The sequence below is a fragment of the Chryseobacterium sp. Mn2064 genome, assembly GCF_049319685.1.
GTDB lineage: Bacteria > Bacteroidota > Bacteroidia > Flavobacteriales > Weeksellaceae > Chryseobacterium.
The window spans coordinates 100,991-126,151 of record NZ_JBMOUE010000007.1 but is presented as its reverse complement, the minus strand read 5'-3'; the positions used below and the strand labels follow the sequence as shown (position 1 = coordinate 126,151).

At 35.8% G+C, this 25,161-nt stretch carries 26 protein-coding genes and 5 tRNA genes; 26 read left to right on the top strand and 5 right to left on the bottom strand.

What is annotated here, in order from left to right; all coding sequences use genetic code 11:
- Window positions 1-12 precede the first annotated feature (12 nt).
- Window positions 13-510 (bottom strand): DinB family protein, encoded by a 498-nt coding sequence (locus ACL9RH_RS21370; protein ID WP_422695358.1) that lies wholly within the window; start codon window positions 508-510, stop codon window positions 13-15.
- 185 nt (window positions 511-695) lie between these two features.
- Between ACL9RH_RS21370 and ACL9RH_RS21365 the strand changes: the two genes are divergently transcribed.
- The 8 genes from ACL9RH_RS21365 (at window position 696) to ACL9RH_RS21330 (ending at window position 10,232) form a co-directional block, all read left to right on the top strand.
- Entirely contained in the window at window positions 696-1,601 is a 906-nt protein-coding gene (locus ACL9RH_RS21365) for a GLPGLI family protein (protein ID WP_422695356.1), read from the top strand.
- A gap of 133 nt (window positions 1,602-1,734) precedes the next feature.
- The gene (locus ACL9RH_RS21360) at window positions 1,735-1,989 is read left to right on the top strand and encodes a FeoA family protein (RefSeq protein WP_422695355.1); all 255 of its coding nucleotides are present in this window, start codon (window positions 1,735-1,737) and stop codon (window positions 1,987-1,989) included.
- A complete protein-coding gene (gene feoB / locus ACL9RH_RS21355; protein WP_422695354.1) occupies window positions 1,989-4,022 on the top strand; it encodes a ferrous iron transport protein B in 2,034 nt (677 codons plus the stop codon). The genes ACL9RH_RS21360 and feoB overlap by 1 nt, the downstream gene beginning before the upstream one ends.
- A gap of 219 nt (window positions 4,023-4,241) precedes the next feature.
- A complete protein-coding gene (locus tag ACL9RH_RS21350; protein WP_422695353.1) occupies window positions 4,242-5,258 on the top strand; it encodes a DUF4421 family protein in 1,017 nt (338 codons plus the stop codon).
- A gap of 72 nt (window positions 5,259-5,330) precedes the next feature.
- On the top strand, window positions 5,331-6,713 hold the full coding sequence (glmM, locus tag ACL9RH_RS21345) for a phosphoglucosamine mutase (protein WP_422695352.1): 1,383 nt from the start codon (window positions 5,331-5,333) through the stop codon (window positions 6,711-6,713).
- A 50-nt stretch (window positions 6,714-6,763) separates the two neighbouring features.
- Entirely contained in the window at window positions 6,764-7,345 is a 582-nt protein-coding gene (locus ACL9RH_RS21340; protein WP_422695351.1) for a Crp/Fnr family transcriptional regulator, read from the top strand.
- 328 nt (window positions 7,346-7,673) lie between these two features.
- Window positions 7,674-8,642, top strand: coding sequence for a quinone oxidoreductase family protein (locus ACL9RH_RS21335; protein WP_422695350.1), 969 nt, complete (start codon window positions 7,674-7,676; stop codon window positions 8,640-8,642).
- A 207-nt stretch (window positions 8,643-8,849) separates the two neighbouring features.
- The gene (locus ACL9RH_RS21330; protein WP_422695349.1) at window positions 8,850-10,232 is read left to right on the top strand and encodes a tetratricopeptide repeat protein; all 1,383 of its coding nucleotides are present in this window, start codon (window positions 8,850-8,852) and stop codon (window positions 10,230-10,232) included.
- Window positions 10,233-10,335: 103 nt separating this feature from the next.
- Here the strand turns inward: ACL9RH_RS21330 and ACL9RH_RS21325 are convergent, their stop codons facing one another.
- From ACL9RH_RS21325 to ACL9RH_RS21315, 3 genes are all read right to left on the bottom strand, one after another.
- Complete coding sequence (locus tag ACL9RH_RS21325) at window positions 10,336-11,214, bottom strand: DMT family transporter (RefSeq protein ID WP_422695348.1); 879 nt, start codon at window positions 11,212-11,214, stop codon at window positions 10,336-10,338.
- The gene (gene aat, locus ACL9RH_RS21320) at window positions 11,201-11,854 is read right to left on the bottom strand and encodes a leucyl/phenylalanyl-tRNA--protein transferase (protein ID WP_422695347.1); all 654 of its coding nucleotides are present in this window, start codon (window positions 11,852-11,854) and stop codon (window positions 11,201-11,203) included. Before aat ends, ACL9RH_RS21325 begins: the two co-directional genes overlap by 14 nt.
- A gap of 61 nt (window positions 11,855-11,915) precedes the next feature.
- Window positions 11,916-12,293, bottom strand: a complete 378-nt coding sequence (locus ACL9RH_RS21315) for a DUF3127 domain-containing protein (protein WP_422695346.1) — start codon at window positions 12,291-12,293, stop codon at window positions 11,916-11,918.
- Between the two features lie 178 nt (window positions 12,294-12,471).
- On the opposite strand from ACL9RH_RS21315, the gene ACL9RH_RS21310 reads away from it, so the two are divergent.
- The 13 genes from ACL9RH_RS21310 to ACL9RH_RS21250 all read left to right on the top strand — a co-directional run bounded on the left by ACL9RH_RS21310 (window position 12,472) and on the right by ACL9RH_RS21250 (window position 20,273).
- Window positions 12,472-12,553 (top strand) — tRNA-Leu (locus ACL9RH_RS21310).
- A gap of 4 nt (window positions 12,554-12,557) precedes the next feature.
- A tRNA-Gly gene (locus ACL9RH_RS21305) sits at window positions 12,558-12,633 on the top strand.
- A gap of 6 nt (window positions 12,634-12,639) precedes the next feature.
- Window positions 12,640-12,723, top strand: a tRNA-Leu gene (locus ACL9RH_RS21300).
- Between the two features lie 123 nt (window positions 12,724-12,846).
- Window positions 12,847-12,928: transfer RNA gene (locus ACL9RH_RS21295), tRNA-Leu, on the top strand.
- A gap of 82 nt (window positions 12,929-13,010) precedes the next feature.
- Window positions 13,011-13,094: transfer RNA gene (locus ACL9RH_RS21290), tRNA-Leu, on the top strand.
- A 196-nt stretch (window positions 13,095-13,290) separates the two neighbouring features.
- Window positions 13,291-13,623: an NHLP leader peptide family RiPP precursor gene (locus ACL9RH_RS21285; protein WP_422695345.1), complete on the top strand. Its 333-nt coding sequence runs from the start codon at window positions 13,291-13,293 to the stop codon at window positions 13,621-13,623.
- A 263-nt stretch (window positions 13,624-13,886) separates the two neighbouring features.
- The gene (locus tag ACL9RH_RS21280; RefSeq protein WP_422695344.1) at window positions 13,887-15,734 is read left to right on the top strand and encodes an adenylate/guanylate cyclase domain-containing protein; all 1,848 of its coding nucleotides are present in this window, start codon (window positions 13,887-13,889) and stop codon (window positions 15,732-15,734) included.
- 226 nt (window positions 15,735-15,960) lie between these two features.
- On the top strand, window positions 15,961-16,290 hold the full coding sequence (locus ACL9RH_RS21275) for an NHLP leader peptide family RiPP precursor (RefSeq protein WP_422695343.1): 330 nt from the start codon (window positions 15,961-15,963) through the stop codon (window positions 16,288-16,290).
- Between the two features lie 34 nt (window positions 16,291-16,324).
- Entirely contained in the window at window positions 16,325-16,645 is a 321-nt protein-coding gene (locus tag ACL9RH_RS21270; protein ID WP_422695342.1) for an NHLP leader peptide family RiPP precursor, read from the top strand.
- 51 nt (window positions 16,646-16,696) lie between these two features.
- Window positions 16,697-17,017 carry an NHLP leader peptide family RiPP precursor gene (locus ACL9RH_RS21265; protein WP_422695341.1) on the top strand — a complete coding sequence of 107 codons (321 nt, stop codon included), beginning with the start codon at window positions 16,697-16,699 and terminating at the stop codon, window positions 17,015-17,017.
- Window positions 17,018-17,068: 51 nt separating this feature from the next.
- Window positions 17,069-17,389: an NHLP leader peptide family RiPP precursor gene (locus ACL9RH_RS21260; protein WP_422695341.1), complete on the top strand. Its 321-nt coding sequence runs from the start codon at window positions 17,069-17,071 to the stop codon at window positions 17,387-17,389.
- Window positions 17,390-17,489: 100 nt separating this feature from the next.
- A complete protein-coding gene (gene lanM, locus ACL9RH_RS21255; protein ID WP_422695340.1) occupies window positions 17,490-19,361 on the top strand; it encodes a type 2 lanthipeptide synthetase LanM in 1,872 nt (623 codons plus the stop codon).
- Window positions 19,362-19,382: 21 nt separating this feature from the next.
- On the top strand, window positions 19,383-20,273 hold the full coding sequence (locus ACL9RH_RS21250) for a hypothetical protein (protein WP_422695339.1): 891 nt from the start codon (window positions 19,383-19,385) through the stop codon (window positions 20,271-20,273).
- A gap of 11 nt (window positions 20,274-20,284) precedes the next feature.
- On the opposite strand, the gene ACL9RH_RS21245 is transcribed toward ACL9RH_RS21250, so the two are convergent.
- Window positions 20,285-21,049, bottom strand: a complete 765-nt coding sequence (locus ACL9RH_RS21245; protein WP_422695338.1) for a response regulator transcription factor — start codon at window positions 21,047-21,049, stop codon at window positions 20,285-20,287.
- Window positions 21,050-21,295: 246 nt separating this feature from the next.
- Between ACL9RH_RS21245 and ACL9RH_RS21240 the strand changes: the two genes are divergently transcribed.
- From ACL9RH_RS21240 to ACL9RH_RS21220, 5 genes are all read left to right on the top strand, one after another.
- Window positions 21,296-21,898, top strand: coding sequence for a hypothetical protein (locus ACL9RH_RS21240; RefSeq protein WP_422695337.1), 603 nt, complete (start codon window positions 21,296-21,298; stop codon window positions 21,896-21,898).
- A gap of 51 nt (window positions 21,899-21,949) precedes the next feature.
- Window positions 21,950-22,603, top strand: a complete 654-nt coding sequence (locus ACL9RH_RS21235) for a helix-turn-helix transcriptional regulator (protein WP_422695336.1) — start codon at window positions 21,950-21,952, stop codon at window positions 22,601-22,603.
- A gap of 18 nt (window positions 22,604-22,621) precedes the next feature.
- A complete protein-coding gene (locus ACL9RH_RS21230; protein ID WP_422695335.1) occupies window positions 22,622-22,945 on the top strand; it encodes a hypothetical protein in 324 nt (107 codons plus the stop codon).
- A gap of 89 nt (window positions 22,946-23,034) precedes the next feature.
- Window positions 23,035-23,556: a cyclic nucleotide-binding domain-containing protein gene (locus ACL9RH_RS21225; protein WP_422695334.1), complete on the top strand. Its 522-nt coding sequence runs from the start codon at window positions 23,035-23,037 to the stop codon at window positions 23,554-23,556.
- Between the two features lie 26 nt (window positions 23,557-23,582).
- Window positions 23,583-25,157, top strand: a complete 1,575-nt coding sequence (locus ACL9RH_RS21220; RefSeq protein ID WP_422695333.1) for a TolC family protein — start codon at window positions 23,583-23,585, stop codon at window positions 25,155-25,157.
- Window positions 25,158-25,161 lie beyond the last annotated feature (4 nt).

Genomic DNA, 25,161 nt, shown 5'->3' with positions numbered 1-25,161 from the left:
TATAATGATGCTTTAAAAGCTTTGCTGATCAGCAGAAGGACCATAACTTCCCGGTAAAGGGATGTTGTTCAACCGGTAATATACGCCCAGTTGTGCTCTGTGGTGGGTAATCTGATTCAAAGCATGGCGTATTGCCCCATATTTACTCCAGCTAGCCAATTCATGACCGTCATTTTTGATCGTCCAGCTTGGATTCAGCTCATCTTCCGTGGCTTTTTCCAGAGCTTCTTTACCAGCCTCATAACTGTCATCTAGCTTTTTTATCAGATCTTCTTTGGTGGAGAGAATAGTAGGTTTGTAGTCTCCTTTACCGAAATCAAGCTCGGAAGTATTTAAAATGGTATGTGGCCATTCAAAAACTTCTACCAAATGAGTTGCAAGAGGCATCATTTTCATGCTTTTCTCATGAGGGGCATACTCATTTTTCCCTTCAGGGAAAAGATCAATAAACTTTTTTGTGGTTTTAAATTCTCCCTCCAATTCGGATTTTAATTGAGATAAAGTATCCATAATATTTTGTTTTTTAGCAACTTAAAGGTAGGTGTTTTAAATCTGAAAATGTTGTAACAAAATCATAATTTTTTTAGAGGGATGGAAGGTCTTGATACCACAGAAAAAACGGTGAAAAATAAAATTTAAAAAAATCTGTAACAAAATGGCAAGTATGATTACTTATTATATAAACTTCTGAAACAATGAAAAAGCTATTCTCAGTATTTCTTATTGCTCTTTTTGCCTTTGCGGGGGCACAGGAATCCAAAGAAACGGCTAACCGTTTCTTCTATGAGTTGACTTTCAAACCGAAAAAAGATTCGGCAAAGGTGGATAAAGTAATTACTATTCTGGATATTACTGATAAGAACAGGTCCATTTATCAGGACTATACAGTAATAGCACAGGATTCTATTATGAAAATTGAAATGGAAGCGATTAAAAAATCAGGAATGATGAGAGATTTTTCCAAATCACTTAAAACACCAAAAATTTCAGCAAGAATTTACAAATCGTATCCAGGCATGAAAGTGCAATATGTGGATAAAATAGCAAACGGATTTACTCCAACTAATATTGGATACAGTGAAGATCTAAAATTCAACTGGAATATCCTTAGCGACAAACAAAAAATTGGGGAATATAACACACAAAAAGCAACTACTGAATATGGTGGAAGAAAATGGACTGCTTGGTTTACTGCAGACATTCCTTTTCAAGATGGACCCTATAAATTTTATGGGCTACCTGGCCTAATTGTGAAAATTGAAGATTCTGACAAAAATTACTCTTGGGTATTACAAGGAAATAAAAAAATAAAAGACTATACAGAATTTTCTTATATTGAAAGCTTGATGCAAGCCTCAGGAGGAAAAGTGAATGAGCTGTCAAGGGAAAAATTTGAAAAAACATTTAGTGACTTTAAAAAAGATCCATTTGCTTCTGTAAGACCAATGATAACGCAAGAAATGATGTCAAAATCTATACCCGGGATGGATGGAACCGTTGGAGACATGATGAAAAAACAGGAAAAGCAGTATAAAGATTTTTATAACGCGAACGATAATCCCATAGAAAAAGATCAGGCAACTGATAAAAAGAAAAAATAAGCATTCATATCAACTAAATTATATTTTGAATCAACCCAGATACAGCAATGTATTTGGGTTGATTTCTTTTATGGCAAAACGTTATTTAGATTAAATTTAAATAGCGTATATTTGCAAGACTAAAAATTAGGCTTTGAAAGAGAAAGGATTACATAAATTAAGTGGATTCCCTAAAAACAAAATGGGGAAGATATTGGGATATGATAATGACCATCTGAAAATGCCCAATAAAATCATCGAAATGGGACTTCTTCCGGAGACCGTTTTCAGGATTTTGTATCAGGCTCCCTTCAATGGGCCTATGTATGTAGAATTTGGAATTGAAAAAAGCCGAATTGCTCTTCGTGAGGAAGAAGGAGATTATATCATTGTTGAAGAATTGAATTAATGCAGGAAAACAAGAAAAAACAGATACTTTTAGTCGGAAATCCCAATGTAGGAAAATCTACTGTTTTCAATACACTTTGCAACAAAAAGCAGAAAACTGGGAACTATGCCGGCGTTACCGTTGCCAGCCATTCAGGGAACTACGTATATAAAAACGAAGAGGTTGAAGTGATCGACCTTCCGGGTTCTTACAGCCTATATCCCAGCTCAGAAGATGAAGCTATTTTTTCCAAATATCTGATTGATGAGCAGAAAAACTATGCAGGAGTTGTTTACATTCTTGAAGCATTAAGTTTAAAAAGAGGCCTTTTGCTTTTCCAGCAGATCCAGGACCTTGGTATTCCTATGATTTTGATCGTTAACCAGATTGATCAGGCAGAAAGAAGAGGAATAACGATTGATATCGAGAAATTTTCCCAAGCCCTTGGGATTAAAATCATACAAACCAATGCCAAAGAACAGATTGGTATTGATGAAGTAAGAGAAGCGATTTACAATACAGAATTTGTAAAAGCAGAAAAACTATCTTTTGAAACTCCAAATGAACATAAAGACTTTATCAAAAAACTGGCCTCTCACAAAGGTTTTGATAATGAGTATAAAGCATGGATGAGTCTTTCATTAGGGACAGATCTTGGCAGAATAGCTTCTGTCATGGAAGAAATCAATGACTCTGAAACCAAGAGTTTGGTTCCTAAAAGATTACAGGTTCAGGAAACCGTTAGAAGATATCAGAATGTAGATAAAATATTAGAAGATGTAATTTCTAAAAAAGCACAGTTCAAAGAATTACTGACAGAAAAGCTTGATAAGGTTTTGGTTCATAAATTCTGGGGTTATGTTGTTTTTTTAGGCATCTTGCTGGTTATTTTCCAGAGTGTATTCTTCCTTGCAGAATATCCAATGAACTGGATTGAAAGTTCATTCTCATGGCTTGCCGCATTTACAGGAGAACATCTTCCTGAAGGACCGGTCAATTCATTGATTTCTAATGGAATCATTCCCGGAATTGGAGGAATTGTCGTATTTGCACCGCAGATCGGTATTTTACTCTACTTCCTTTACTTACTGGAAGATTCCGGGTATATGGCAAGAGTTGTTTTCCTTATGGACAGAATTCTTCGTCCATTCGGATTAAACGGGAAAAGTATCGTTCCATTGGTTTCGGGTACAGCCTGTGCCATTCCAGCTGTTATTTCTACGAGGAATATTGAAAACGTTAAAGAAAGATTGCTGACCATTCTTGTAACACCGTTTATGACGTGTTCCGCGAGACTTCCGGTATACAGCATTATTATTGGACTGATTATTTCTGAAGGGACATTTTTAGGCATAAAATACAAGGCCCTCGTTTTGATGGGAATGTATCTTCTGGGATTTTTAGTTGCATTGTTTTCTGCTGCTATTCTTAAAAGCTTCATTAAAAATAAAGGAAAAACTTACCTTGTAATGGATCTCCCTACATATAAAAAACCCCTTTTTGCGTATGATTTAAAAATGGTTTTAGGCAAAGTATGGGATTTCATTACTGGAGCAGGTAAAATTATATTCATTGTAAGTATCATCATTTGGTTCTTAAGTTATTTTGGACCTAAACAAAAGCCGACGGAATTTGTGGCGACCAACGTACACCTGGATCATTCTTACCTTGCAAAAATGGGTAAAGGAATAGAGCCTGTGATTGCTCCATTGGGATACGACTGGAAGATGGGAGTAGGAATCCTTACCAGCTTCGTAGCAAGAGAAGTCTTTGTAGGAACTATGTCTACCCTATACAGCCTGGAAGATGATGCACCGGAAGTAAAGGTGATCGATAAGATGAGAAGAGATGTAAAACCGAATGGAGAAAAAGTATTCAGCTTTGCAACTGGAATCTCAGTTCTTCTGTTTTACGCATTTGCAATGCAGTGTGTTTCTACACTTGCAGTAGTCTACAGAGAAACCAAAAGTTGGAAATGGACCGGCTTTCAGGTGGTTATGATGACAGGTTTGGCATATTTTGTGTCGATGATAGTATATCAGATTTTAAAGTAATGAACTCCTCACTAATTTTTCAGTACGTACTTATCCTAATCATTGTAGGATTTGCCTGCTATTCTTTATTTAAAGTACTTAGAAAGAATTTTGCCCCCAAAAAATTCAGTTCAAAAAGAACAAACTGCGATAAAGATTGCGGATGTTCTTGAGATGAAGATCAACGGATAATTGAAAAAAATGTAGTATTTTCATTTTTTTTAATTTAAAATATCCGGTTTGAGTATTCCAAAAGCGATATGTACTTTATTGTTTTTATTATTGGCTTTCCATTTGAAAGCTCAAAGCGATACGGCCAATATCAAATCTTATGCGGAGCAGGTCATGATTCGTGTGAATCTCGATACCAATATTGAGAATTATACCTTTTCAGAAGGAAAATATAAAAACGCAGGGAAGACTGTCTTTTCTATCAACAACAAAGTCAAAACATCAGTTTCACTTGATTATAAAATCATAAGTGCCACTTTATCTTTTGCTCCCAATTTTTTACAAGGCAATGACACTGAAAAGCTTAAAGGAAGCAGTTCTTATACAGATTTCAGTTTCAGGCTTTTCCCCAAACGATTTATTCAGAATCTTTATTACAAAAATGTAAGAGGATTTTACCTTGAAAATATGAAAGATCTTTTCCCTGAATGGCAGGAAGGAAGAGATCCATATATGCAGTTCCCGGATCTTCGGGTACAAAGTTTCGGAGGATCCACCTCGTATATTCTTAATAAAAATTTTTCCGCAAAAAGCATCTACACCCAAGGAGAATGGCAGACGAAAAGCAGCGGAAGCTGGGTTCCTTTTCTCGATTATGACGTTACCATCTTTAGAAATACCATTGATGGTATAAAAAGTAAAGAAACTCAATATAAAATTGGAGGAAATATCGGATATTTTTACAACTGGGTAATCGGGAAAAATGTAAATATTTCTCCCTACCTTGCTCTTGGAGTTGGAGGAAAATTCTCTCATTACCACAATGTATTAGATACCAATGCCAGTGAAAACGCTCAATATGTAACCATAAGAATGGAGGGAGGCCTTCACATTGGCTACAATACGGACCGCTTTTTGTTTGGAGGTAAAATGAATTTCAGTGCCTATGCTTATGATCAGAAAAACAATCAGACCATAGAAAATAATAACCTCTATGGCCTGCTCTATATCGGCTATCGTTTTGCTCCTCCGAGGGTTGTAAAAAACACCTACGATAAAATCCAAAAAAAGATTCCTGTTCTATAAGGTGAAGAGTCTTTTAAGTATATTTGCTCAGGAAAATTTAGAAACAAAAAACAATAAAATACAAAAAACATAATGTCGTTAATAAAATCTATTTCAGGCATTCGCGGAACTATTGGCGGAAAAGTAAACGATAACTTAACGCCTCTTGACGTGGTGAAATTCGCGTCAGCATTCGGAACCTGGCTTCAGAATAATAAAAATAAAAAAGATCTTACCCTTGTAATTGGTAGAGATGCAAGAATATCAGGACAAATGGTGTCTTCATTGGTAACAGCCACCCTTCAGGGATTGGGAATCAACGTTGTTGATCTGGGGCTTTCTACAACGCCAACTGTTGAAATAATGGTTCCTGAACTGAATGCAGACGGAGGAATTATCCTTACCGCTTCTCACAATCCAAAACAATGGAACGCTCTTAAGCTTTTAAATGATAAAGGAGAATTCATCAGCGGTGAAAACGGAGCCGATGTACTGGCTTTAGCAGAAAGCGAGGATTTCAACTATGCAGAAGTTGATAATCTTGGAAAATATGAGACCAGAGATGATGCATTTGACATTCATATTCAGCAGATTCTTGATCTTCCGATGGTAGATGTGGAAGCTATTAAAGCTAAAAACTTCAAAGTAGTGCTGGATGCGGTGAATTCAACAGGAGGTATTGCCATTCCAATGCTTTTAGATAAGCTGGGGTGTGAGACTATCAAGTTGTATTGTGAGCCAACCGGTCATTTTCCACACAATCCGGAGCCTCTAAAAGAACATTTGGGTGATATCTGTGAATTGGTGAAAAAAGAAAATGCAGACCTTGGAGTAGTAGTAGACCCTGATGTAGACAGATTAGCTTTGATTGATGAAAAAGGAGAAATGTTCGGTGAAGAATACACGCTGGTTGCCGTTGCGGATTATTTATTGAAACACAAAAACGGAGCAGCTATTTCTAACCTTTCTTCCAGCCGTGCTTTAAGAGACGTTGCTCATACTCACAATTCAGAATATTTTGCAAGTGCTGTAGGAGAAGTTAACGTTGTAACCCTGATGAAAGAGAAAAACGCAGTAATCGGAGGTGAAGGTAACGGAGGTATTATCTACCCTGAATTACACTATGGAAGAGACTCTTTGGTTGGGATCGCTTTATTTTTAACTCATTTGGCTAAAGAAAACAAAACGGTTTCAGAAATGAGAGCAGGATATCCTAGCTATTTCATGGGCAAAAAGAAAATAGAACTTACACCGGAAATTGATGTAGACGCTATTTTAAGCAAAATGGAACAGGAATATCAGAATGAAGAAGTTTCCACTGTAGACGGTGTGAAAATAGATTTTGAAAACAATTGGGTACACCTTAGAAAATCCAATACAGAACCGATCATCAGAATTTACACAGAAGCCCAATCTCAGGAAGAGGCAGATCAATTAGGAGATGATATCATTGCTAAGATTAAAAGTTTAATCTAAATAAATCATAAGAACGGAGCCCATAAAGTTCCGTTCTTTTTTATACCGGAATGTTTGAACATATAAAAGATAAGTTCCCTTTTCCAAAACATAAATGGAGGAAATTCCTGAGCAGTTTCGATCGTATGGAAGTTCCTGCAAAAACCCTGCTTTTACAAGAAGGAGAAGTCTCATATAATGCCTACCATATTGAAAAAGGAATTGTAAGAGCCTGGTACAATAACGACGGAAAAGATGTTACCTTTCAGTTTTTTCTGGAAAATACCATGTTCTCTTCCCTTGAAAGCTTTAAAAAAGGACTGCCCAGTATGGTCTCTTTTGAAACCATAGAACCCTGTGTTTTGTATAAGATCAATAAACCCGATGTTGAAGCTTTTCTTGAAGAAGTTTATGAAAATCGAGAATTGAGAACCCTTTTTATGGATGCTCTTTTCGAAAGGATTTTTGATTATATGAAACATTTCTTCTCATTCATCAAAGATTCCCCACAACAGAGATATTTGAATCTGGCACAGCAAAAACCGGAGATCATCAAAAGAGTTCCTCAACATTACATTGCTTCCTACCTTGGTATTACAACTGTACATCTCAGCAGAATCAAAAGCAAAATATTGAGGGAGAGATTGGAGTAGGATGGATGATTGAATTTGGAGGTTTAAAAAGGGTTAGCATTAATTCTGGCTCATCTTAAACGCAACCATCACAAGGAATAATGGGTATTGTTGAATATGATCGCAAAGGCGTTTCACTCAGCGATGATCGTACTTTGCTAAACGAAGTGCCCTTGCGAACAAATAATAATCATAATATCTATTTACCTAGCGATCTCTGCGTTTTTAACTCCATAATTAGGGTTATGAACCTCCACTCTCTCACTTTCAGCTCCCTTTCCTAAACTGATAACAAATGTTATCGTTTTTCAACTTTCATCGTAAATACATTTGTATAAAATTTAAAATAATGAAAGCAGCAATCGTATTTAAAAAAGGAAAAGCTCCCCAATATGCAGACTTCCCGGGGTTGGAAGTACAGGAAAACGAAGTATTAGTCTCAGTAAAAGCCGCCTCTATTAAAAATTTGGACAGAGCTAGAGCAGGAGGGAACCATTATTCTACAGAAAATCAGGAACATCAACCGACAATTATTGGCTCAGATGGAGTAGGATATCTTGAAAACGGAGACAAGGTCTATTTCTTCAGTAAAAAAGGAACCGTAGCAGAAAAAGCGGTGGCTGACAAAAAAATGCTGGTTCCCATTCCTGGAAATCTGGACTTTTCTACAGCCGCAGCATTGCCCAATGCCGTAATGGGTTCCGCAATGGCCTTAAAATTCAAAGCAGGAATACAGCCTGGAAGCACAGTTTTGATCAATGGAGCAACAGGGATTACAGGGAAAATTGCTGTTCAGATCGCCAGATTGTACGGAGCGAAAAAAATAATTGTTACCGGAAGAAACGAAGAATCACTGAAGTCTCTTCTCACTTTGGGAGCTGATGAAACCGTTTCTCTTCAGTTGAATGATGACGATTTTAAGCAAAAAATCAAAGAAATTCATAAAAAGACACCAGTTGATATCATTGTAGATTATATTTGGGGACACTCAGTAGAAATGATATTATCTGCATTCAAAGGAGACGGAACATTTTCCCATAAGACCAAACTTATAAATATTGGCGGCATGAGCGGAGATACCATTCAGCTTTCCTCACAAATTTTGAGAGGAACAGATATTCAGATCTCAGGTTCAGGGCTGGGAAGCTGGACAAAAGAAGAATCTTCACTTTTATTTTCAGAGATCATTCCGGAAATGTTTCAGGCAGCCGTAGACGGAAAAATTAAAATTGAAACTGAAGACATCTCAATTAAAGAGATAGAATCTATGTGGAACACTGAAATAAAAAGCGGAAAAAGACTGGTAGTAACGATTTAACCCCAATTTCCACTTTTTTATCCACAATCCTTTTATCGGTTTTCTTTTTTTACTATTTTTATAATAGAAATTTATGAAATGGAAAATTCAAAAAAAAGTTGCAACTTTGCATAAATATTTGAATATCAGTTTCAGATGTATTATTAATTAAAAGTTTGCCGAGGTTTGTAAGTATATTCAGACATCGGACCGACAACGAGGACACTATTGGAAGAGTATTTTGGAAATGAACTTGTAAAAAAGTTCGAGGAAATGATGGAAAACAATGACGAATTCTACTTCGATACCGAAGAGTTGGAAGATATCATTGTTTATTATTTGGAGCTTGGTGATTTTAACTACGCTGATATGGCTGTAAGTTATGGACTGAAGCTTCATCCCAATTCATTGGATATCAAGATCAAAAAACTTGAAATTCTTCTGGAATGGGAAGAATATAATACGGCAAAAGACCTTATCGATGAGCTGAAAGGTTCCTCCATGGAAAACACAGACTTTTTGGTATGCTACGCCAAGTATTATTCGAGCTTAGGAAACCCTAGAAAATCCATTGAAATCTGTAAAAAAGCTTTGATATTAGAAGAGGAAGAAAACTTCCTTCACAACTTTATTGCAGACGAATATGTGAATCTCGGAGATCCTTTTAACGCTCTTAAACACTACAGAAAAGCACTGAAAGAAGACCCTACGGACGAATATTCCCTGGAAAACTGTATGGTGTGTTTCAGCGACCTGAATAAGAGCGAGGAGGCTATTGCCTTTCTTAATGAATATTTAGATGAATTCTCCTATTCCGAAACCGCTTGGTTTGAATACGGACAGTTCTATTTCAACAGAAAAAATTATGACGAAGCGATAAGAGGTTATGACTATCTGTTGGCTATCAACTCCAACTCTGTGGGAGTATATGCCAATAAAGCAGCCTGTTATGAAGCGTTAGGACAATATCAGAAAGCGATCGATACCTATGAGGAAATGCTTGAGTTAGAATACACCAAAGCATTTACGTATTATAAGATCGGGCTTTGTAATAAAGCTTTAAAGCAGCCTATTCTTGCGTTAAACTCTTTCCAGAAATCATTGAGAGAAGACCCTCAGTTTTATCTTGCGATGATGGAACAGTCTTATCTTTACGAAGAAATGGGTGGAATGTCTGAAGCTTTGCATTATGCCAAAGAAGCAACCCAACTGAATGAAAACAATCTTGACTATCAGAAAAGATTAGCTTTCTTATTCATAGATTCAGGGAAATTTGAAGAAAGTCTTTCCTGTCTTAAAAAGTTGGTAGATGCAGAACCGTCAAGATTTTATAACTGGTATGCCTACTCAGAAGTATTAATGTTAGTTGGAGAGTATGAAGATGCTGTAACTGTTTTAAACAGTGCCATAAAACATCATTACAGAGCAGAATTGTTTTATCAGTTAAGCAACTGCTATTTCAACCTGAAAGATCAGGAAAAAGGAGTAGAATCACTTCAGAAAGCTTTGGATCTGGACCCGTCTTTAGTAAAGGATATGCAGAAAAAATATCCATTCATAAAAGATGAAGTGAAAAAGGTTAAAGCTAGCAAAGTGAAGAAAAAGAATTAGATTAATCTAAAAAATAACTAAAAAACCTGCATTATTGCAGGTTTTTTTATTGCTAGGTTTATTTAAAAATAAAACTGGTATATGATCTTCATTGAGGATTATATTATTTTTTCGGATTGGCTCTTAAAAAAATAAGCCCTCCAATAATAATTCCCGCTCCTATAAACTGCAGAAAGCTAAGCCTTTCCCCATCTATTATTCCCCAGATTATAGCAACAATGGGCATTACTAATGTCACTGTAGAAGCAAAAAGTGGAGTGGAAACTTTCAGCAAGCGGTAATTCATCATCATGGCCAACCCGGTTCCGAAGATAGAAAGTAAGCTTACAAACATAAGTCCCAGCATATTATCCTTGGAAAAAGTGAATTCATAAAAGAAACCTGTACTCACCAAAGCAATGAGGGAAGGAAGAAATAAAACAAATGAGAAAACGAAAGCAGACAAAACAGTAGAAGAAACCTCCATCAGCTTAGATTTTACAGTCGTCGTACTCATTGCATAACATAAGGTCGCCAATAATAACAGTAATATCGGGATCATTTTAAGCTCTCCACTGTCTCCTCCACCAAAAGCAAGGATGCAGACTCCTGTAAAGCTTATAAGTGTTCCTATAATCTGTTTCTTACTGGTTTCAAATTTCCAGACCAGAGCACCCACAATAATGACGAAAATAGGCATCATAGAGTTGATGATCCCCGCAATACTGCTGCTAATCTCCGTTTCAGCAATAGGGAATAGAAACATAGGAATGAAATTTCCTGTAAAAGCTGCCAGAATGAGCCATTTCAAATGCTTTTTAGGAAAAAGTTTATAATTGGAGATCGCAATTGGAAGTAGAATAATTCCTGCAATAAGTACCCTTAAAGAGCCAACCTGAAACGGATTGAAATGCTCCAGTGATTTTTTGATGAGTATAAATGAAGATCCCCAAATAATACTCAAAATCACAAGAAGTATCCATTTTTCTTTATCTGCGTTCATTGTTTTCGTGTAAGATTTTTAAAAATTCTTTTTTGGGAATCATTCTTGCCCCTAAGCTCTCAAGGTGCTCCGTATAAGATTGACAATCAATCAACTCAAGGCTTTTTTTGTGGCTTTCAATAAAATGAATAAAACCTGCTTTTGAAGCATTGCTTACCTTAGCGAACATACTTTCACCACAAAACATATTGCCGATCTGCAGTCCATAAAAGCCGCCAACGAGTTCGCCGTTTTGCCATACTTCAATGCTTTTGGCAAGACCGTACTCGTGAAGTTGAATAAAAGATTCCATCAGTTCATCAGAAAGCCAGGTTCCTGTTTGGCCTTTTCTGTTCACCTGCTGACAGTTTTTAATCACTTCCCTGAAATTTTTATTCTCCGAGAAGGTAAAAACATTTCTATCCAATATTTTTCTCATCGATTTGGAAACTTTAAGCTCTTCCGGGAAAAGAACAAACCTGGGATCGGGGCACCACCAAAGAATCTCTTCATCAGGATTATACCAAGGGAAAATACCCAACTGATAAGCAAACCAAATGCGTTCTACAGACAGATCGCCTCCAAAGGCAACCAGTCCATCATGACCGTCGTACAGTTCAGGGTCGGGGAATGAAATCTCGTTTTCGTCTAGTCGGACCATTTTTTAGAAAAAAAATCCCACTTCAAAAAGCAGGATTTATATTTAGATCTTTATTCTTTAATTAAAAAGGTAAATCGTCGTCGTCGTCTCCGGCAAACGGATTTTCATTAGAAACTGGAGAAGCAGAATGCTGAGGCATAGCCTGAGTAGGTTCTGAAGCAATATCAGAAACTTTCTCCACTCTCCATCCTGTAATAGAGTTGAAATATTTAGTTTCACCTTGTGGAGAAACCCATTCTCTTCCTCTAATGTTGATTCCTACCTTTACGTTCTCTCCTTCTTTGATATTATCTAATAAACTGATTTTATCAGACAAAAATTCTATGTTTATCGGCTGTGGATACTGTTCTTGGGTCAAAATAACCATTTCTCTTTTTTGAAACCCGCTCGCAAATGTTTGAGCATCAAAAAGTTTCTTTACCGTTCCTTGTAATTCCATATTGTAAATATTAACGATGTAAAAATAAGAAAATGAAATGTAATAAAGGGGGCCGTGAAAAAAAAATATAGAAATTTTAATTTTTTTCCTGCAAAAGTTTGGAGGTAAAGGAAAATGTCCTATATTTGCACTCACAAAAACGAAGCAAGCTCTTTAAAACTTACAATATAAAAAACCAGCGGATGTGGTGTAATTGGTAGCCACGCCAGACTTAGGATCTGGTGCCGTGAGGCGTGGGGGTTCGAGTCCCTTCATCCGCACTATGCGAAAATAGCTCAGCTGGTAGAGCACAACCTTGCCAAGGTTGGGGTCGCGGGTTCGAATCCCGTTTTTCGCTCCACACCATGCCCTGGTGGTGGAACTGGTAGACACGCAGGACTTAAAATCCTGTGCCTCTTTTGGCGTGCGGGTTCAAGTCCCGCCCGGGGTACAAGACCCTCTGTAATATCTTACGGAGGGTTTTTTGTTTTAAATAGAGACTGTTCTTTAAATAAAATATCTTATATTTGTAAGAAATACGGCTGTAAAGTGTAAAAACAGATCAGCAAAATCTGCGGATGTGGTGTAATTGGTAGCCACGCCAGACTTAGGATCTGGTGCCGTGAGGCGTGGGGGTTCGAGTCCCTTCATCCGCACAAAGCGAAAAAACATACTTTGTCGAAGTTGTTTTATAAGGTTGGGACCTCGGTTCGAATCTTTTTTTTCGCCCTACACCATGCCCTGGTGGTGGAACTGGTAGACACGCAGGACTTAAAATCCTGTGTCCGTAAGGACGTACGGGTTCAAGTCCCGTCTGGGGTACTAAAGCCTTCTGTAATTCAATTACAGAAGGCTTTTTGTTTTTGTTATATTTCTCTATACTAAACGTTTTTCAGCGTAATTTTCTATATATCTTCCTTTTTTTGTCAGTTTTTTTGTCAGTTCTCTCATACTAAAAGAAAATAATTTTACCATGCCATATTAAGACAGATACCGTTTAACAATAAAAAAACAGCCTATGAACTTAACCAATGACCAAGAAATTTTACAATCTGTTGTAAAGAAAGCATGGAAAGACCCTGCATTTAAAAGCAGCCTAATCCAGAACCCGATTGCTACTATGGAAAATTTTCTAGGACACCCAATTAATCTGCCGGCAGGAAAGAATTTGGCCTTTGTAGACCAAACCGACTCTTCTACCATTTTTATAAATATTCCGGCAGAACTTGATATGGAAGACATGGAATTAGATGAAGAACAACTGGATCTGGTATCCGGAGGAAATGCTGGAGATCCGCCTATTTATATTAAGCCCATCAACTCTGATGATAATATTTTTGGCGGAAAATAATCAGGAATAATTCTATGAATCGTATATAGTTCCTGATTTCAAGAATTATATACGATTTTTATTGTAAACGATATCTTTTTTATCAAATGATACTTCTCTAAAATCATTTGAATGGCTCTAAATCTTAACGAATGTTCAATGCTGTAAAAAACTTTTTTGTCATGAGGAATTGTAAATACATATTGTTTTTTTGTTTTTTACTTGTTGAAAATCATTCAATTACTTATTCTCAAACAAGCCAGAAAGAAAGCCGTTCATCTTCATTGATCAAAAACAGGGCGGACAGCCTTTTAAATATTGGAATAAAGCAGCAGGAAGCTGGAAATTTCGCAGAGTCTGTAATCTATTTCAATAAAAGTGTAAGCAGTTATTATGAGAATAAAGATTTTAAGAAAGCAGGTGATTGCTATAGCTATCTGGCTATTTCCTATTCTTTACAGGGAAACTACTTACTGTCTCTTACTTACTTTGAAAAAAGTATTTCTGAGTACAAAAAAGTCGGATATAAATTAGGTATTTCTTCCGTGACAAATAATATGGGAGGAACATACTACTATTTAGGTAAATTTCCTCAGGCTCTTAGTTGTTATCAAAAAGTATTGGACATCCAAAAAGAGATTAAAGATCCTAAAACAATTGCAATAACCACTCAGAATATCGGTGGAATTTATTCGAAGCTGGAAGACTATACGAATGCTTTAAAATACTATAGAAAAGCCTATAATGTATATACAAAAATCAATGATGTAAAGGCAATTGCTCAGAATTTAAATTCTACAGGATCTATACAGGTAAGGCTGAAAGATTTTGATACTGCCAATAAAAACCTCACTAAAGCACTTCAAATAGCCAATAAAGAGAACGATAAGCAGATTAAGATTGAAGTTCTTAATAATTTAGGAACCTTATTTTTTGAATTGTCAGACTATTCTAAAGCTTTGGATTATTTTAACAATACCCTTGTATTGGCAACAGAAATGAACAGCCAGCAATATATTGGGGATTCTCAGGTCGCCATCGGAAATATTTTTACCCAACAGGGAAAAAACCGAGAAGCAATTGAAAAGTGTAAAAAAGGGTTTGATATTGCTGAAAAAATCAGTTCTATTTTTTTAAAGAAAGATGCTTGTGATTGCCTTTATAAATCTTATAAATCCCTTGGAAACAGTGAAATAGCTCTTAGCTATTATGAAAAGGCAAATATTTTGGAAGATAGCCTGAACTCCAAAGAGACTTCCAATAGGATGATGAATATGGAGTTTCAGAAACAGCAGCTTACGGATAGTATATCATATGTAAAGAAAGAGCATGCGATCCAAATTAAACATAAAGAAGAGGTACAGAAAAAGGAAGAACAAAGAAATGTGATTATTATTTCACTGGGATTTATCCTTGTATTGGCTGGAGGGCTATGGAGCAGGCTTAATTTTGTCAGAAAATCCAGCAAAGCTTTAAAAATAGAGAAAGACAGATCTGAGCAACTTCTCCTTAATATTCTTCCGGAAGAGATAGCTGAAGAACTGAAACAAAAAGGAAGTGTAAATGCGCGTGATTTCAATCTGGTATCTATTCTTTTTACAGATTTCAAATCGTTTACCCAAACAGCAGAGAAAATGACCCCTCAGAGCCTGGTGGAAGAGATCAATGTCTGCTTTAAAGCCTTTGATATGATTTCTGAAAAATATCATATAGAGAAAATAAAGACGATAGGCGACTCTTATATGGCCGCAGGGGGAATTCCCAAACCAGATCATAACTCGTTGAAAAATATTGTTTTGGCAGGATTGGAAATGCAGGATTTTATGATAAAGCGCAAAGAGGAAAACGTGAAAATGGCAAAACCAGCTTTTGAAATGCGATTAGGGATTCATGCTGGGCCAATTGTTGCGGGCATTGTTGGGGTGAAAAAATTCCAGTACGATGTATGGGGAGATACTGTAAATACGGCTAGCCGTCTGGAAAGTAACGGAATGGTTGGAAAAGTAAATATCAGCGAGTCTCTTTATCTCCTTATAAAAAATGAAACGTGCTTTAATTTCGAATACCGTGGGAATATCCAGGCAAAAGGAAAAGGAGAACTAAAAATGTATTTCGTAAACATTATTGAATAAAAAAACTCTCTGAATTTAATAATTGGCAATTTTGAAGTAGAATTTGGCAATTTTACACAAAAACCACTCCATATCTTTACAATATTGAAAACGAAAGTACTTAAGAGCAGAAGATTCTAAAAGGTAATAAAGTTGAAATAAATGAATTTGACAGTTTTGCAGTAAAACTTGGCAAATCTATACAAGAAAAGCCTTTTACCTTTATAACATACAAAACAGAAGTGTTATGGAAGACAAAAAGGAACAGATTATACAAGCGGTCATTTCTAAAGCATGGGAAGATGCTGAATTTAGAAAGGAACTTTTAGTGAATCCTATAAAAGCTATAGAAGAACTGACCGGAGTAAAGGTGGTTCTGCCTGAAGGAAAAGAGCTGATTGTTGTTGACCAGACCGATAAGTCTAAAGTATACGTAAACATCCCCGCAGAGCCGGAAATGGATAATGTAGAACTTACAGAAGATCAGTTGGAGGCTATTGCCGGAGGAGGGCAGATGATTTGGAAAGATCTTGCAGACTCTCTATTTCCAACTTTCAAGCATTGTATTAAAATATAACATTCAATAAACATTAACATAAAATCTATTAATTATGGAAGCTAAACAAGCACTAGAAAACTCAAAGAAAAATTTAGAAACAATTATCAACAAAGCGTGGGAAGATGAGTCTTTCAAACAAGAACTAATCGCTAACCCTGCTCAGGCAATTGAAAAATTATCAGGAAAGCCATTTGACGCAAAAGGATCTAACATCGTAGTAACAGATCAAACTGCTCCAAATACAGTTTATATCAACATTCCTGCAAACCCAGGTAACATGGAATTAACTGACGTACAGTTAGAAGCTGTTGCCGGAGGAGCAAAACAAACAGGAATTACTATTCTTTGGACTGGAATCTGCGTTCACTGGTAGTCAGTCGCCCCAACAATTACAATATTTTTTTAACCATAAAAACAATCAAACATGGAAACTAAACAAGCTCTTGAAAACTCAAGAAAAAATTTAGAAACAATTATCAACAAAGCGTGGGAAGATGAGTCTTTCAAGCAAGAACTAATCGCTAACCCTGCTCAGGCAATTGAAAAATTATCAGGAAAGCCATTTGACGCAAAAGGATCTAACATCGTAGTAACAGATCAAACTGCTCCAAATACAGTTTATATCAACATTCCTGCAAACCCAGGTAACATGGAATTAACTGACGTACAGTTAGAAGCTGTTGCTGGAGGAGCAAAACAAACAGGAATTACTATTCTTTGGACTGGAATCTGCGTTCACTGGTAGTCAGCCGCCCCAACAATTATAATATTTTTTTAACCATAAAAACAATCAAACATGGAAACTAAACAAGCTCTTGAAAACTCAAGAAAAAATTTAGAAACAATTATCAACAAAGCGTGGGAAGATGAGTCTTTCAAGCAAGAACTAATCGCTAACCCTGCTCAGGCAATTGAAAAATTATCAGGAAAGCCATTTGACGCAAAAGGATCTAACATCGTAGTAACAGATCAAACTGCTCCAAATACAGTTTATATCAACATTCCTGCAAACCCAGGTAACATGGAATTAACTGACGTACAGTTAGAAGCTGTTGCCGGAGGAGCAAAACAAACAGGAATTACTATTCTTTGGACTGGAATCTGCGTTCATTGGTAATAAATAATTTCAAGTAAATAACAACTCATTCAGGCTAAGTTTACACTTATCTTGGATGAGTTTTTTAATAATTTGTTTCAACCCTAATTATCTTTTTATTATGATTATTAATTCATTTTTAAAGAATTTATACCTTAAATCTTTAACTCCTTTTGAAATACTTGATGCTAAAAAACAGCACAAGGTTACTTTTGATAATAATATTGATAAATCTTTAATTAGCCTGTGGAAGCATACTATCACAAAAGAAGGCTCTGATAAGGCTTTTGATGAATATTGTTCTGCCAACGGATTACAGGAATCGGACGTTCTGTCAATGGTTTCCAGATTATCCGATATTGAGGAACCTGTTCAGTATCCGATGTGGATACACACATTGGAAAGTGTAATACAGTCGGTTGAAATAAAAGAAGGTCATGATGACAGACCATTCTATGAGCTGCTGCATCCTTTTATCTCTTACTTTGAGTCTCAATTTCATGTAAAGAGTAAAGAACTGGAGCTGCATTTTTGTAATGAAGACCTCATGACGCAGCTAAAATCTGCTTTACATTTAAACCTTTTGAATATAGGACATCAGTTGTTTTTTGAAGAATTTAACAACTTCAAAGCAGTTTCTGAAACGGGATCTGCCCATCATGCTTCTGATAACTTTTACTACAAAAAATTTGTAAACCAGATCCTGGAAGATAAATATTTCACTCTATTCTTGAAATATCCTCTTTTGGCCAAAAAAATAACCTTAAAAACCTGCAATTTTTTAACACACATCACCCGTTTGTTTGATCGTCTTAAGCAGGATCAATTTGAAATCGAATATCAATTTGATATTCAGTTAAAAGAATTAAAAAAACTTTCCATCAATTCTGGAGACCAACATAATGGAGAAGCCACGGCTATTCTGGAATTCGATACTGTTAAAATTGTTTATAAACCCGTAAATGTTGGAATTACCGAAGCATACAATCTGTTTTTAGACTGGGTAAATGACAAGCTGGGTTGCGGCCTGAAAAGCTTTAATGTTCTTAATAAAAAAGACTATGGATGGCTTGAATTTATAGAACATGAGCCATGCAGAGATAAGAACGATGTAGAGACCTTTTATGAAAGAGCAGGAATACTATGTGGAGTAGCCTATTTTTTGAATTCCAATGATTATCATTACGACAATGTAATTGCCTCGGGAAATTGCCCTGTTCTGATTGATCATGAATCAATCATAGGACCTGTGATTCAGAAAACAGATAAAGAGGGAAATCCTATAGAAAAAATTAGACTTGGGAATATCTTAGATACCCTTTTACTTCCGCCCAATAATCAGAACGATCCGTCCTATATCTGTGGATTGGGATCATCCACACAGTTGGAAACGGAAATCTATACTCCCAAAATCATTGATGTGAATAAAGATTCAATGAGCATACGGTATGAAAAAAGACATACCAATTTATACAAAAAAAATAAGCCTATTTTAAATAAAAAAGCAGAAAATCTGGCAGATTATCAAACTGAATTTAGAAGAGGGTTTGAAAAAATATATAATCTTGTGGTTTCCAATAAAGACCTTCTTCTTTCAGAAGAATCTCCTCTGGAAAACTTCAAGGATCAGGAAGTTCGTTTTGTATACAGACCTACAGAAGTATATCTTAAGATCATGAAAAAACTCAATAGTACAGAGTTTTTGTCAGATTCTTTAAAATATGGAATTACATTGGAGTTGTTAGCCAGATGCTATGCCGTTTCCCGAAGCTGGTCGCCAGTTTTGGACATTGAAAGAAAGCAAATGTTGGCCGGTGATGTACCTGTTTTCTACACCAATACACTCTCTGAATACATTACATTGCCAAATGGCGTTGTTTCAGATGCCCTTAGCCTTACCGCGTTTCAATCTATCCAGACGAAAATAAAGAACTCTGATAGTACAGATTTTAATTTCCAAATGAAGCTGATCAACGAAGTGGTTGAATTATAATTGATAAACATAGTCTACCTGATGGCCAATACACAATCCTATAAAAAAATACAATTTTACCTGCATACATTTTTCCGCTATTTTATTGCGACGATGATGCTTTCCTATGCTTTTTCAAAACTATTGGGAACACAGTTTGTGACTCAGCCCAGTGCTTATGATAAACCTGTGCACCTTTTGAGCGGATTTGAGCTGACGTGGTATTATTATAGTTATTCACTTTGGTATGGCAGTACGATAGCTATTGCTCAGATTATCAGTTCTGTTTTGTTGTTTTTCAGAAGGACGACAAGATTGGGAATTGTACTTTTCCTGGGTATTATGATCAATATTGTGATGATGGATTTTGCTTACGATATTGAAGGAGCAAAAGGTATGGCGTGTGCATTGCTTGCCATGGGATTATTTATTTTCTTTTCAGAATATCCTGTTTTTTATAAATATTTTATAGAATATCCTCCTTTGTTCAGTAATGAAGATCGTCCACAATGGATCAATAAAATCAGCAAAATAAAGTGGGTTTATATTCCAGTGGTGTTTATCGGTTTCGTAGTTCTGATAAGCAGTCTGAAAAATAAATACATGGGAATCAATCAATTTTACGGAACCTGGAAAAACCTTGATAAAACATCTCCTATTGAGAGAATAAGCTTCCAGGCAGCAAATACCTTTGTGATAAACAGAGAATGTAATAATGTAAAAATCAATGAAGGAGAATACACCTTCACAAAAGACTCCCTAGTTCTGAAATCTACGATTGAAAATAATAACGAGGAGTCTCAACATGATACTCCGAATTCTGACGATAAGAAAACCCATCCATTCCTGAAAGGAAAATATACGGTAGATCAAAACTCATTGATCATTCAGGCAGAAGGAAATAAAAAAATGATTTTCAAAAGAGTCCGATAATTTAAAAAAAGCTAAATCAACTTATTATTGGTTGCGTAGGCTATGGCTTCTGTGATGCTACTGACTTCCAGCCTTTCAAATAATTTTCTTCGATGAAACTTTACCGTATCCGGAGAAATAAATATGGCTTCAGCAATATCATTGATGGTAAAACCTCTTGCACAAAGTTGTAGAATTTCTATTTCTCTTTTGGACAGTACGGCTTTTTTTTCGGTTTCCCATATATCTCTGTCCAGCCTATAGTGATATACTTTGTTTTCTCCATTCCGATAGATCTTAATATTTCCGGAATCTCTTTCTGATGAAATGGAAATGATGCAGACCGCCTTCCATATTTTTCCGTCCTTATTCAAAAATAGGGGCGTTAATTTTTGATTGACCAATATCTTTTTGTTTTCTTTATTGGTGATATGAAAATCATAAGAAATAGTGTAATCTAACCTATCTTCCAAAGAAATCTTATCATAAAAATCGAACCCTACAGAGTTTATTTTAAGTAATAATTCTAAGTCATTTTTAGGAACATATTTGAAATAAAAAGCATACCCCATTTCTAGAATCTGCTCCGGAGTATTGCCGCATAAGAATAAAGGGTTATCCGAAACATATTCAAACCCTTGTTTCATATAATCAATCACATAGATACTGGTATAAGTAGCTCTAGCAAATGCTTTGATAGACTCAAGATAACTAAACTGCTGCTCCTTCTCTTCTTCACTTACATGGCTAATCGTATTTCTATGATTAAAAAAGGAATCCTTTTCATTTGTGCTCATTTTTATCAGTTTTATACAAAAATAGAATAAAATAGATAATATAGGCTGTTTATTATAGGAAAAATTATTTTTTTCACACGAAAGTGCTTGATAAAATCTAAATGTTTTAAAAAATAAAATCTGTGACTATGAAAAGTATGGCTAACTACACTTTTGTGTAGTTATTTGATTATCAGTTAAATACTACAATTTGGTGTAGTGGATTTGACATTTATGCCAAGTAGATTTGTTAAAAACATAACCACCATGAGAATCACACAAAGTTATTTAAAGCAACTAGAATTGGAGCAGTTGACAGAGCTTGCCAAATTTGTAGTAGAAGAAAATTTCAATCATCATTCTGAAAGCAATATGCCCTCAATGGAGATTCAGGATGACGTACAGGAAATCTATGATGAAGAGCTAAGCTACTTCAACAACTCTGAAATTTTTGTTGCCAAAGACAATACCGGAAATATCCAGGGCTCCATAAGAGTTATCAGATGGGATTATAAAAGTAAGCTTCCAATTCAGAAGCTGTTCAATATTAATCCATTGGATATGAGTTTTTCTCAGAATGTATCTTCAATATGGCATATCGGAAGATTTGCAACCAATAAAAAGAATAAAGACCGTACACTGTTTAAGAAACTAATGATGTATGCTCTTACTCCCATTTGTAAAGATGAAAACAGTATTGCGTTCGCAGAATGCGACAGTAAGCTTTTAAGGGTAATGAATCTCATGGGAATCAAAACAGACATTATAGGAGATTCTATTAACTATCTGGGCTCAGAAACCATCCCCGTATCGATGAACTACGACGGATTGAAAGGCTTTTATGATGCTAACAGATACTTGGTCAGCTAGCCAACCGCCAATTATTTTACTCAAAAAAATACTAATTAAACACTTATTAAGATGAATGCAGCGAAAAGATTAACAATAGACTGGAGCTCTCCTGATGCTTTAGAACAAATTATTCAAAATATTAAAAATCCATTGGAAAACATTATTTCTGTAAGCAGAAGCACGGCTTTACATCATAAGGATAAGAAAGATGAAATTATATTTTCCAGCTCTAAAGAAATAAGCGATATCATAGAGGAAATAATAGTAAAAGCAAAGGCTAAAACATTGAATTTGACCTTTCGGGGACGACCTGAAATTTTTGATATATATGAATCTAATGAAAATGTAAGGGATTTGTGTTCAGATGAAATAAACCCTCAGAAAATAACCAAAACAGATCAGGACTGGCTGATTAATCTTGAAAAAGAAATCTATGGCTCCATTACCCAAAACGAGCTCAGCCTTTACGATCTTTCTTATAAAATGGCAGTAAGTGAAAGACAGCTGCACAGAAAAATAGCAGGTTTGGTTTACCTGACCCCTAATAAATATATAAGAGTTTTGAGACTTCATAAAGCAAAAATACTGATAGACAATTATATACAGAAGTCTATTTCGCAGATTGCTTATGCTGTGGGGTACAACGATGTGCATTACTTTTCAAGACTTTTTGCGGATCAGTATAATATCACCCCGAAGGAGCTCATCAACTCTTTGGAATGAAAAATAGATAATAGAAATATGAACTTAACAGAAGAACAAAAGAAAGGACAGGAGGTATTCTTTAAAATTATATCTGAAGCCTGGGAAAATGAAGATTTCAAACAATATTTGATTGATAACCCAGAAGAAGCACTTGAAAAATTCTTTGGAAGAAAACTCCCGATTGACAAAAAGATTAAGATAACTGATCAGTCAGACCCGGAATATCTGTATATCAATATCCCTGTGAAACCACAAATGGCAAACAAAGAGCCCGAAGAGACGATCAAAGACCATAAAAATGGCCGGATTATGACAGATTACAAAGGATTGTACAATTCTTTGCAGAAAATAAAGAAGTAAAACTGGCGTCAGAAACACCCGTGTTTTTGGCAAAATTATCAAAGTAAAACGGAATAATTTAACATAAGCTTAATTAAACAGACATAGGTATGAAACGAGTACTTTTTTTCTTAGGTCAATTAAATGACAGAGACGTGGAATGGATGATCCATAACGGGAATAAATTAGAGTTACCGGCAGGATATCAACTGATTAATAAAGGACAATCTATTGACAGTCTTTTCATTGTATTATCAGGTCAGCTATCTGTATTTTCAGATAATAATTTCAGAAATACAGTTGCTAAGCTTGAAGCAGGTGAGGTGGTAGGAGAAATGTCCTTCCTGGAATCAAGACCTCCCTCAGTGCATGTAGTGGCAACCAAGCCATCAGTAGTATATCAAATCTCCCGTGATGTGATCAGCGCAAGAATGGCTGAAAATTCAGAATTTAAATCCAACTTCTATTATGCTCTGGCATTATTCCTTTCCAACAGATTGAGAAAAACAACAGATCAGCTCGGATATGGAAATCCGGAAGAAGAAGATCTTATAGACAATAATATATTGGATGTTGTTGCTCAGGCAGGCTCAAGGTTTGGGCAGATACTGCATAGATTTTCAGAAGTTTAGATATCAATAATAATTCATTTTTTCAAATGAGGTTGTACAGGTTTATCTTCGTAATATTTACGGGGTTCAGTATCAGTAATTTATATGGACAGTCAAAAATAAACTGTGATCTGGTAGAAATTTCAAATAGAGCATTTGAAAAAAATCCAACCTTAAAAAGAAGTGCATACACTATTAGAAATGCCGAGGCAGACTTACAAATTCAGAAAAGTGTATTTGATATCAATGCATTTTCTGAAGTATCTGTAAAAACGAATAGGTATACTCTTTTTGATGCAGATCCTAAAAATGAGTTTGTAGATAAAATTTTAAAAACCAATACACTTGATTTTTCTGCAGGACTGCGGAAAAAGTTGAGATCAGGGCAAATAACCGATATAAGTTTAAAATATGGCTTTAATAATAATAACTTTCCTTATGACAGTTTTGACCAATATGTTGGGGCTTTCTGGGGCAATCATCTAAGTTCTGTTAATCTATCACTCACACAACCTTTATTGAGAGGAAGAGGAAGAGACATTACAACAATTTCAGAAAGAATTTCTCAGCTTTATATAGAAAATACTAAGAGCAATAATGAGTTTGCCAATTCTACAACAATCTTACAGATTGGGCAGGCATATTGGAACTACTATCTAGCCTATAAGAGCCTTGAAATTTATAAAGAAAACGAAGGCAGAATCCGAAACGTTTTCGAAGTTACCAAAGAACTCATCAAAGCAGACAAAAAACCTGCCGGAGATTTGGCCCAAGTGAATGCAGACCTTGCTAACCAGGAGAGATTTACAGCAATCGCTGAACAGAGTTTGTATGAAGCCAGGGTTAATTTGGGAAGAGTTATAGGATTAAGTAATGAAGAAAGCCTGCAGCTGGATATTCCTGTCAACGAATTTCCAGCTATTACAGAGTCAGAGTATCGAACAGGTCTTGACAGAGCTGCTTTCATCAGAATAGCGATGGAAAGAAGAAGTGACATTAAAGCGGTCGAAACCATATCCGACGCTTTGGAAATGCAGTATAAACTGGCAGAAAATAATACAAAACCACAGTTAGATCTTACAGGTTTCGTTTTCTATGGCGGAGCAATTGCAGGAAATGGGATCGATAAACTCTTTTCATCATTTACCAATAACGAAGGACGAAATATGGGAGCTGGAGCGAAACTGACCTTTACTTTTCCTTTGAATAATAATCTGGCCAAAGGAAATTCAGCAAAAAGTCTGGTTTCTTTAAATGATCAGAAAGTGTCGAACGAAAACCTTCAGCGGAATATACAGCTGAATATCAGTAATGCTATTAACAAGTTGGATAATAGTGTGATCGCCTTACAAAGAGCGAAAGAGGCACTGGATTCTTACACCGAAGCCTTTAACAGTGAACAGATAAAACTTCAGGCAGGCTTAACAACCATTCTGAACGTAATTCTCTTTCAGGAAAGACTTACCACTTCAGAACTCGAGTACCTTCAGGCCTACCAGCAGTTTGCCGTTGCCATTATCAGTCTGAGACATGAGACTGGAACCCTCATCTCCCAGGGAGATAAAGGATTTACCCTCAACCGGGACGTTTTTTACACCATTCCGAATACCGCTAATTATTAAATAC

Coding starts and splice junctions, on each gene's coding strand:
- ACL9RH_RS21370 (WP_422695358.1), bottom strand. CDS start 510: ATGGATACTTTATCTCAATTAAAATCCGAATTGGAGGGAGAATTTAAA.
- ACL9RH_RS21365 (WP_422695356.1), top strand. CDS start 696: ATGAAAAAGCTATTCTCAGTATTTCTTATTGCTCTTTTTGCCTTTGCG.
- feoB (WP_422695354.1), top strand. CDS start 1,989: ATGCAGGAAAACAAGAAAAAACAGATACTTTTAGTCGGAAATCCCAAT.
- glmM (WP_422695352.1), top strand. CDS start 5,331: ATGTCGTTAATAAAATCTATTTCAGGCATTCGCGGAACTATTGGCGGA.
- ACL9RH_RS21340 (WP_422695351.1), top strand. CDS start 6,764: ATGTTTGAACATATAAAAGATAAGTTCCCTTTTCCAAAACATAAATGG.
- ACL9RH_RS21335 (WP_422695350.1), top strand. CDS start 7,674: ATGAAAGCAGCAATCGTATTTAAAAAAGGAAAAGCTCCCCAATATGCA.
- ACL9RH_RS21325 (WP_422695348.1), bottom strand. CDS start 11,214: ATGAACGCAGATAAAGAAAAATGGATACTTCTTGTGATTTTGAGTATT.
- aat (WP_422695347.1), bottom strand. CDS start 11,854: ATGGTCCGACTAGACGAAAACGAGATTTCATTCCCCGACCCTGAACTG.
- ACL9RH_RS21315 (WP_422695346.1), bottom strand. CDS start 12,293: ATGGAATTACAAGGAACGGTAAAGAAACTTTTTGATGCTCAAACATTT.
- ACL9RH_RS21285 (WP_422695345.1), top strand. CDS start 13,291: ATGAACTTAACCAATGACCAAGAAATTTTACAATCTGTTGTAAAGAAA.
- ACL9RH_RS21275 (WP_422695343.1), top strand. CDS start 15,961: ATGGAAGACAAAAAGGAACAGATTATACAAGCGGTCATTTCTAAAGCA.
- ACL9RH_RS21270 (WP_422695342.1), top strand. CDS start 16,325: ATGGAAGCTAAACAAGCACTAGAAAACTCAAAGAAAAATTTAGAAACA.
- ACL9RH_RS21265 (WP_422695341.1), top strand. CDS start 16,697: ATGGAAACTAAACAAGCTCTTGAAAACTCAAGAAAAAATTTAGAAACA.
- ACL9RH_RS21260 (WP_422695341.1), top strand. CDS start 17,069: ATGGAAACTAAACAAGCTCTTGAAAACTCAAGAAAAAATTTAGAAACA.
- lanM (WP_422695340.1), top strand. CDS start 17,490: ATGATTATTAATTCATTTTTAAAGAATTTATACCTTAAATCTTTAACT.
- ACL9RH_RS21250 (WP_422695339.1), top strand. CDS start 19,383: ATGGCCAATACACAATCCTATAAAAAAATACAATTTTACCTGCATACA.
- ACL9RH_RS21245 (WP_422695338.1), bottom strand. CDS start 21,049: ATGAGCACAAATGAAAAGGATTCCTTTTTTAATCATAGAAATACGATT.
- ACL9RH_RS21240 (WP_422695337.1), top strand. CDS start 21,296: ATGAGAATCACACAAAGTTATTTAAAGCAACTAGAATTGGAGCAGTTG.
- ACL9RH_RS21235 (WP_422695336.1), top strand. CDS start 21,950: ATGAATGCAGCGAAAAGATTAACAATAGACTGGAGCTCTCCTGATGCT.
- ACL9RH_RS21230 (WP_422695335.1), top strand. CDS start 22,622: ATGAACTTAACAGAAGAACAAAAGAAAGGACAGGAGGTATTCTTTAAA.
- ACL9RH_RS21225 (WP_422695334.1), top strand. CDS start 23,035: ATGAAACGAGTACTTTTTTTCTTAGGTCAATTAAATGACAGAGACGTG.
- ACL9RH_RS21220 (WP_422695333.1), top strand. CDS start 23,583: ATGAGGTTGTACAGGTTTATCTTCGTAATATTTACGGGGTTCAGTATC.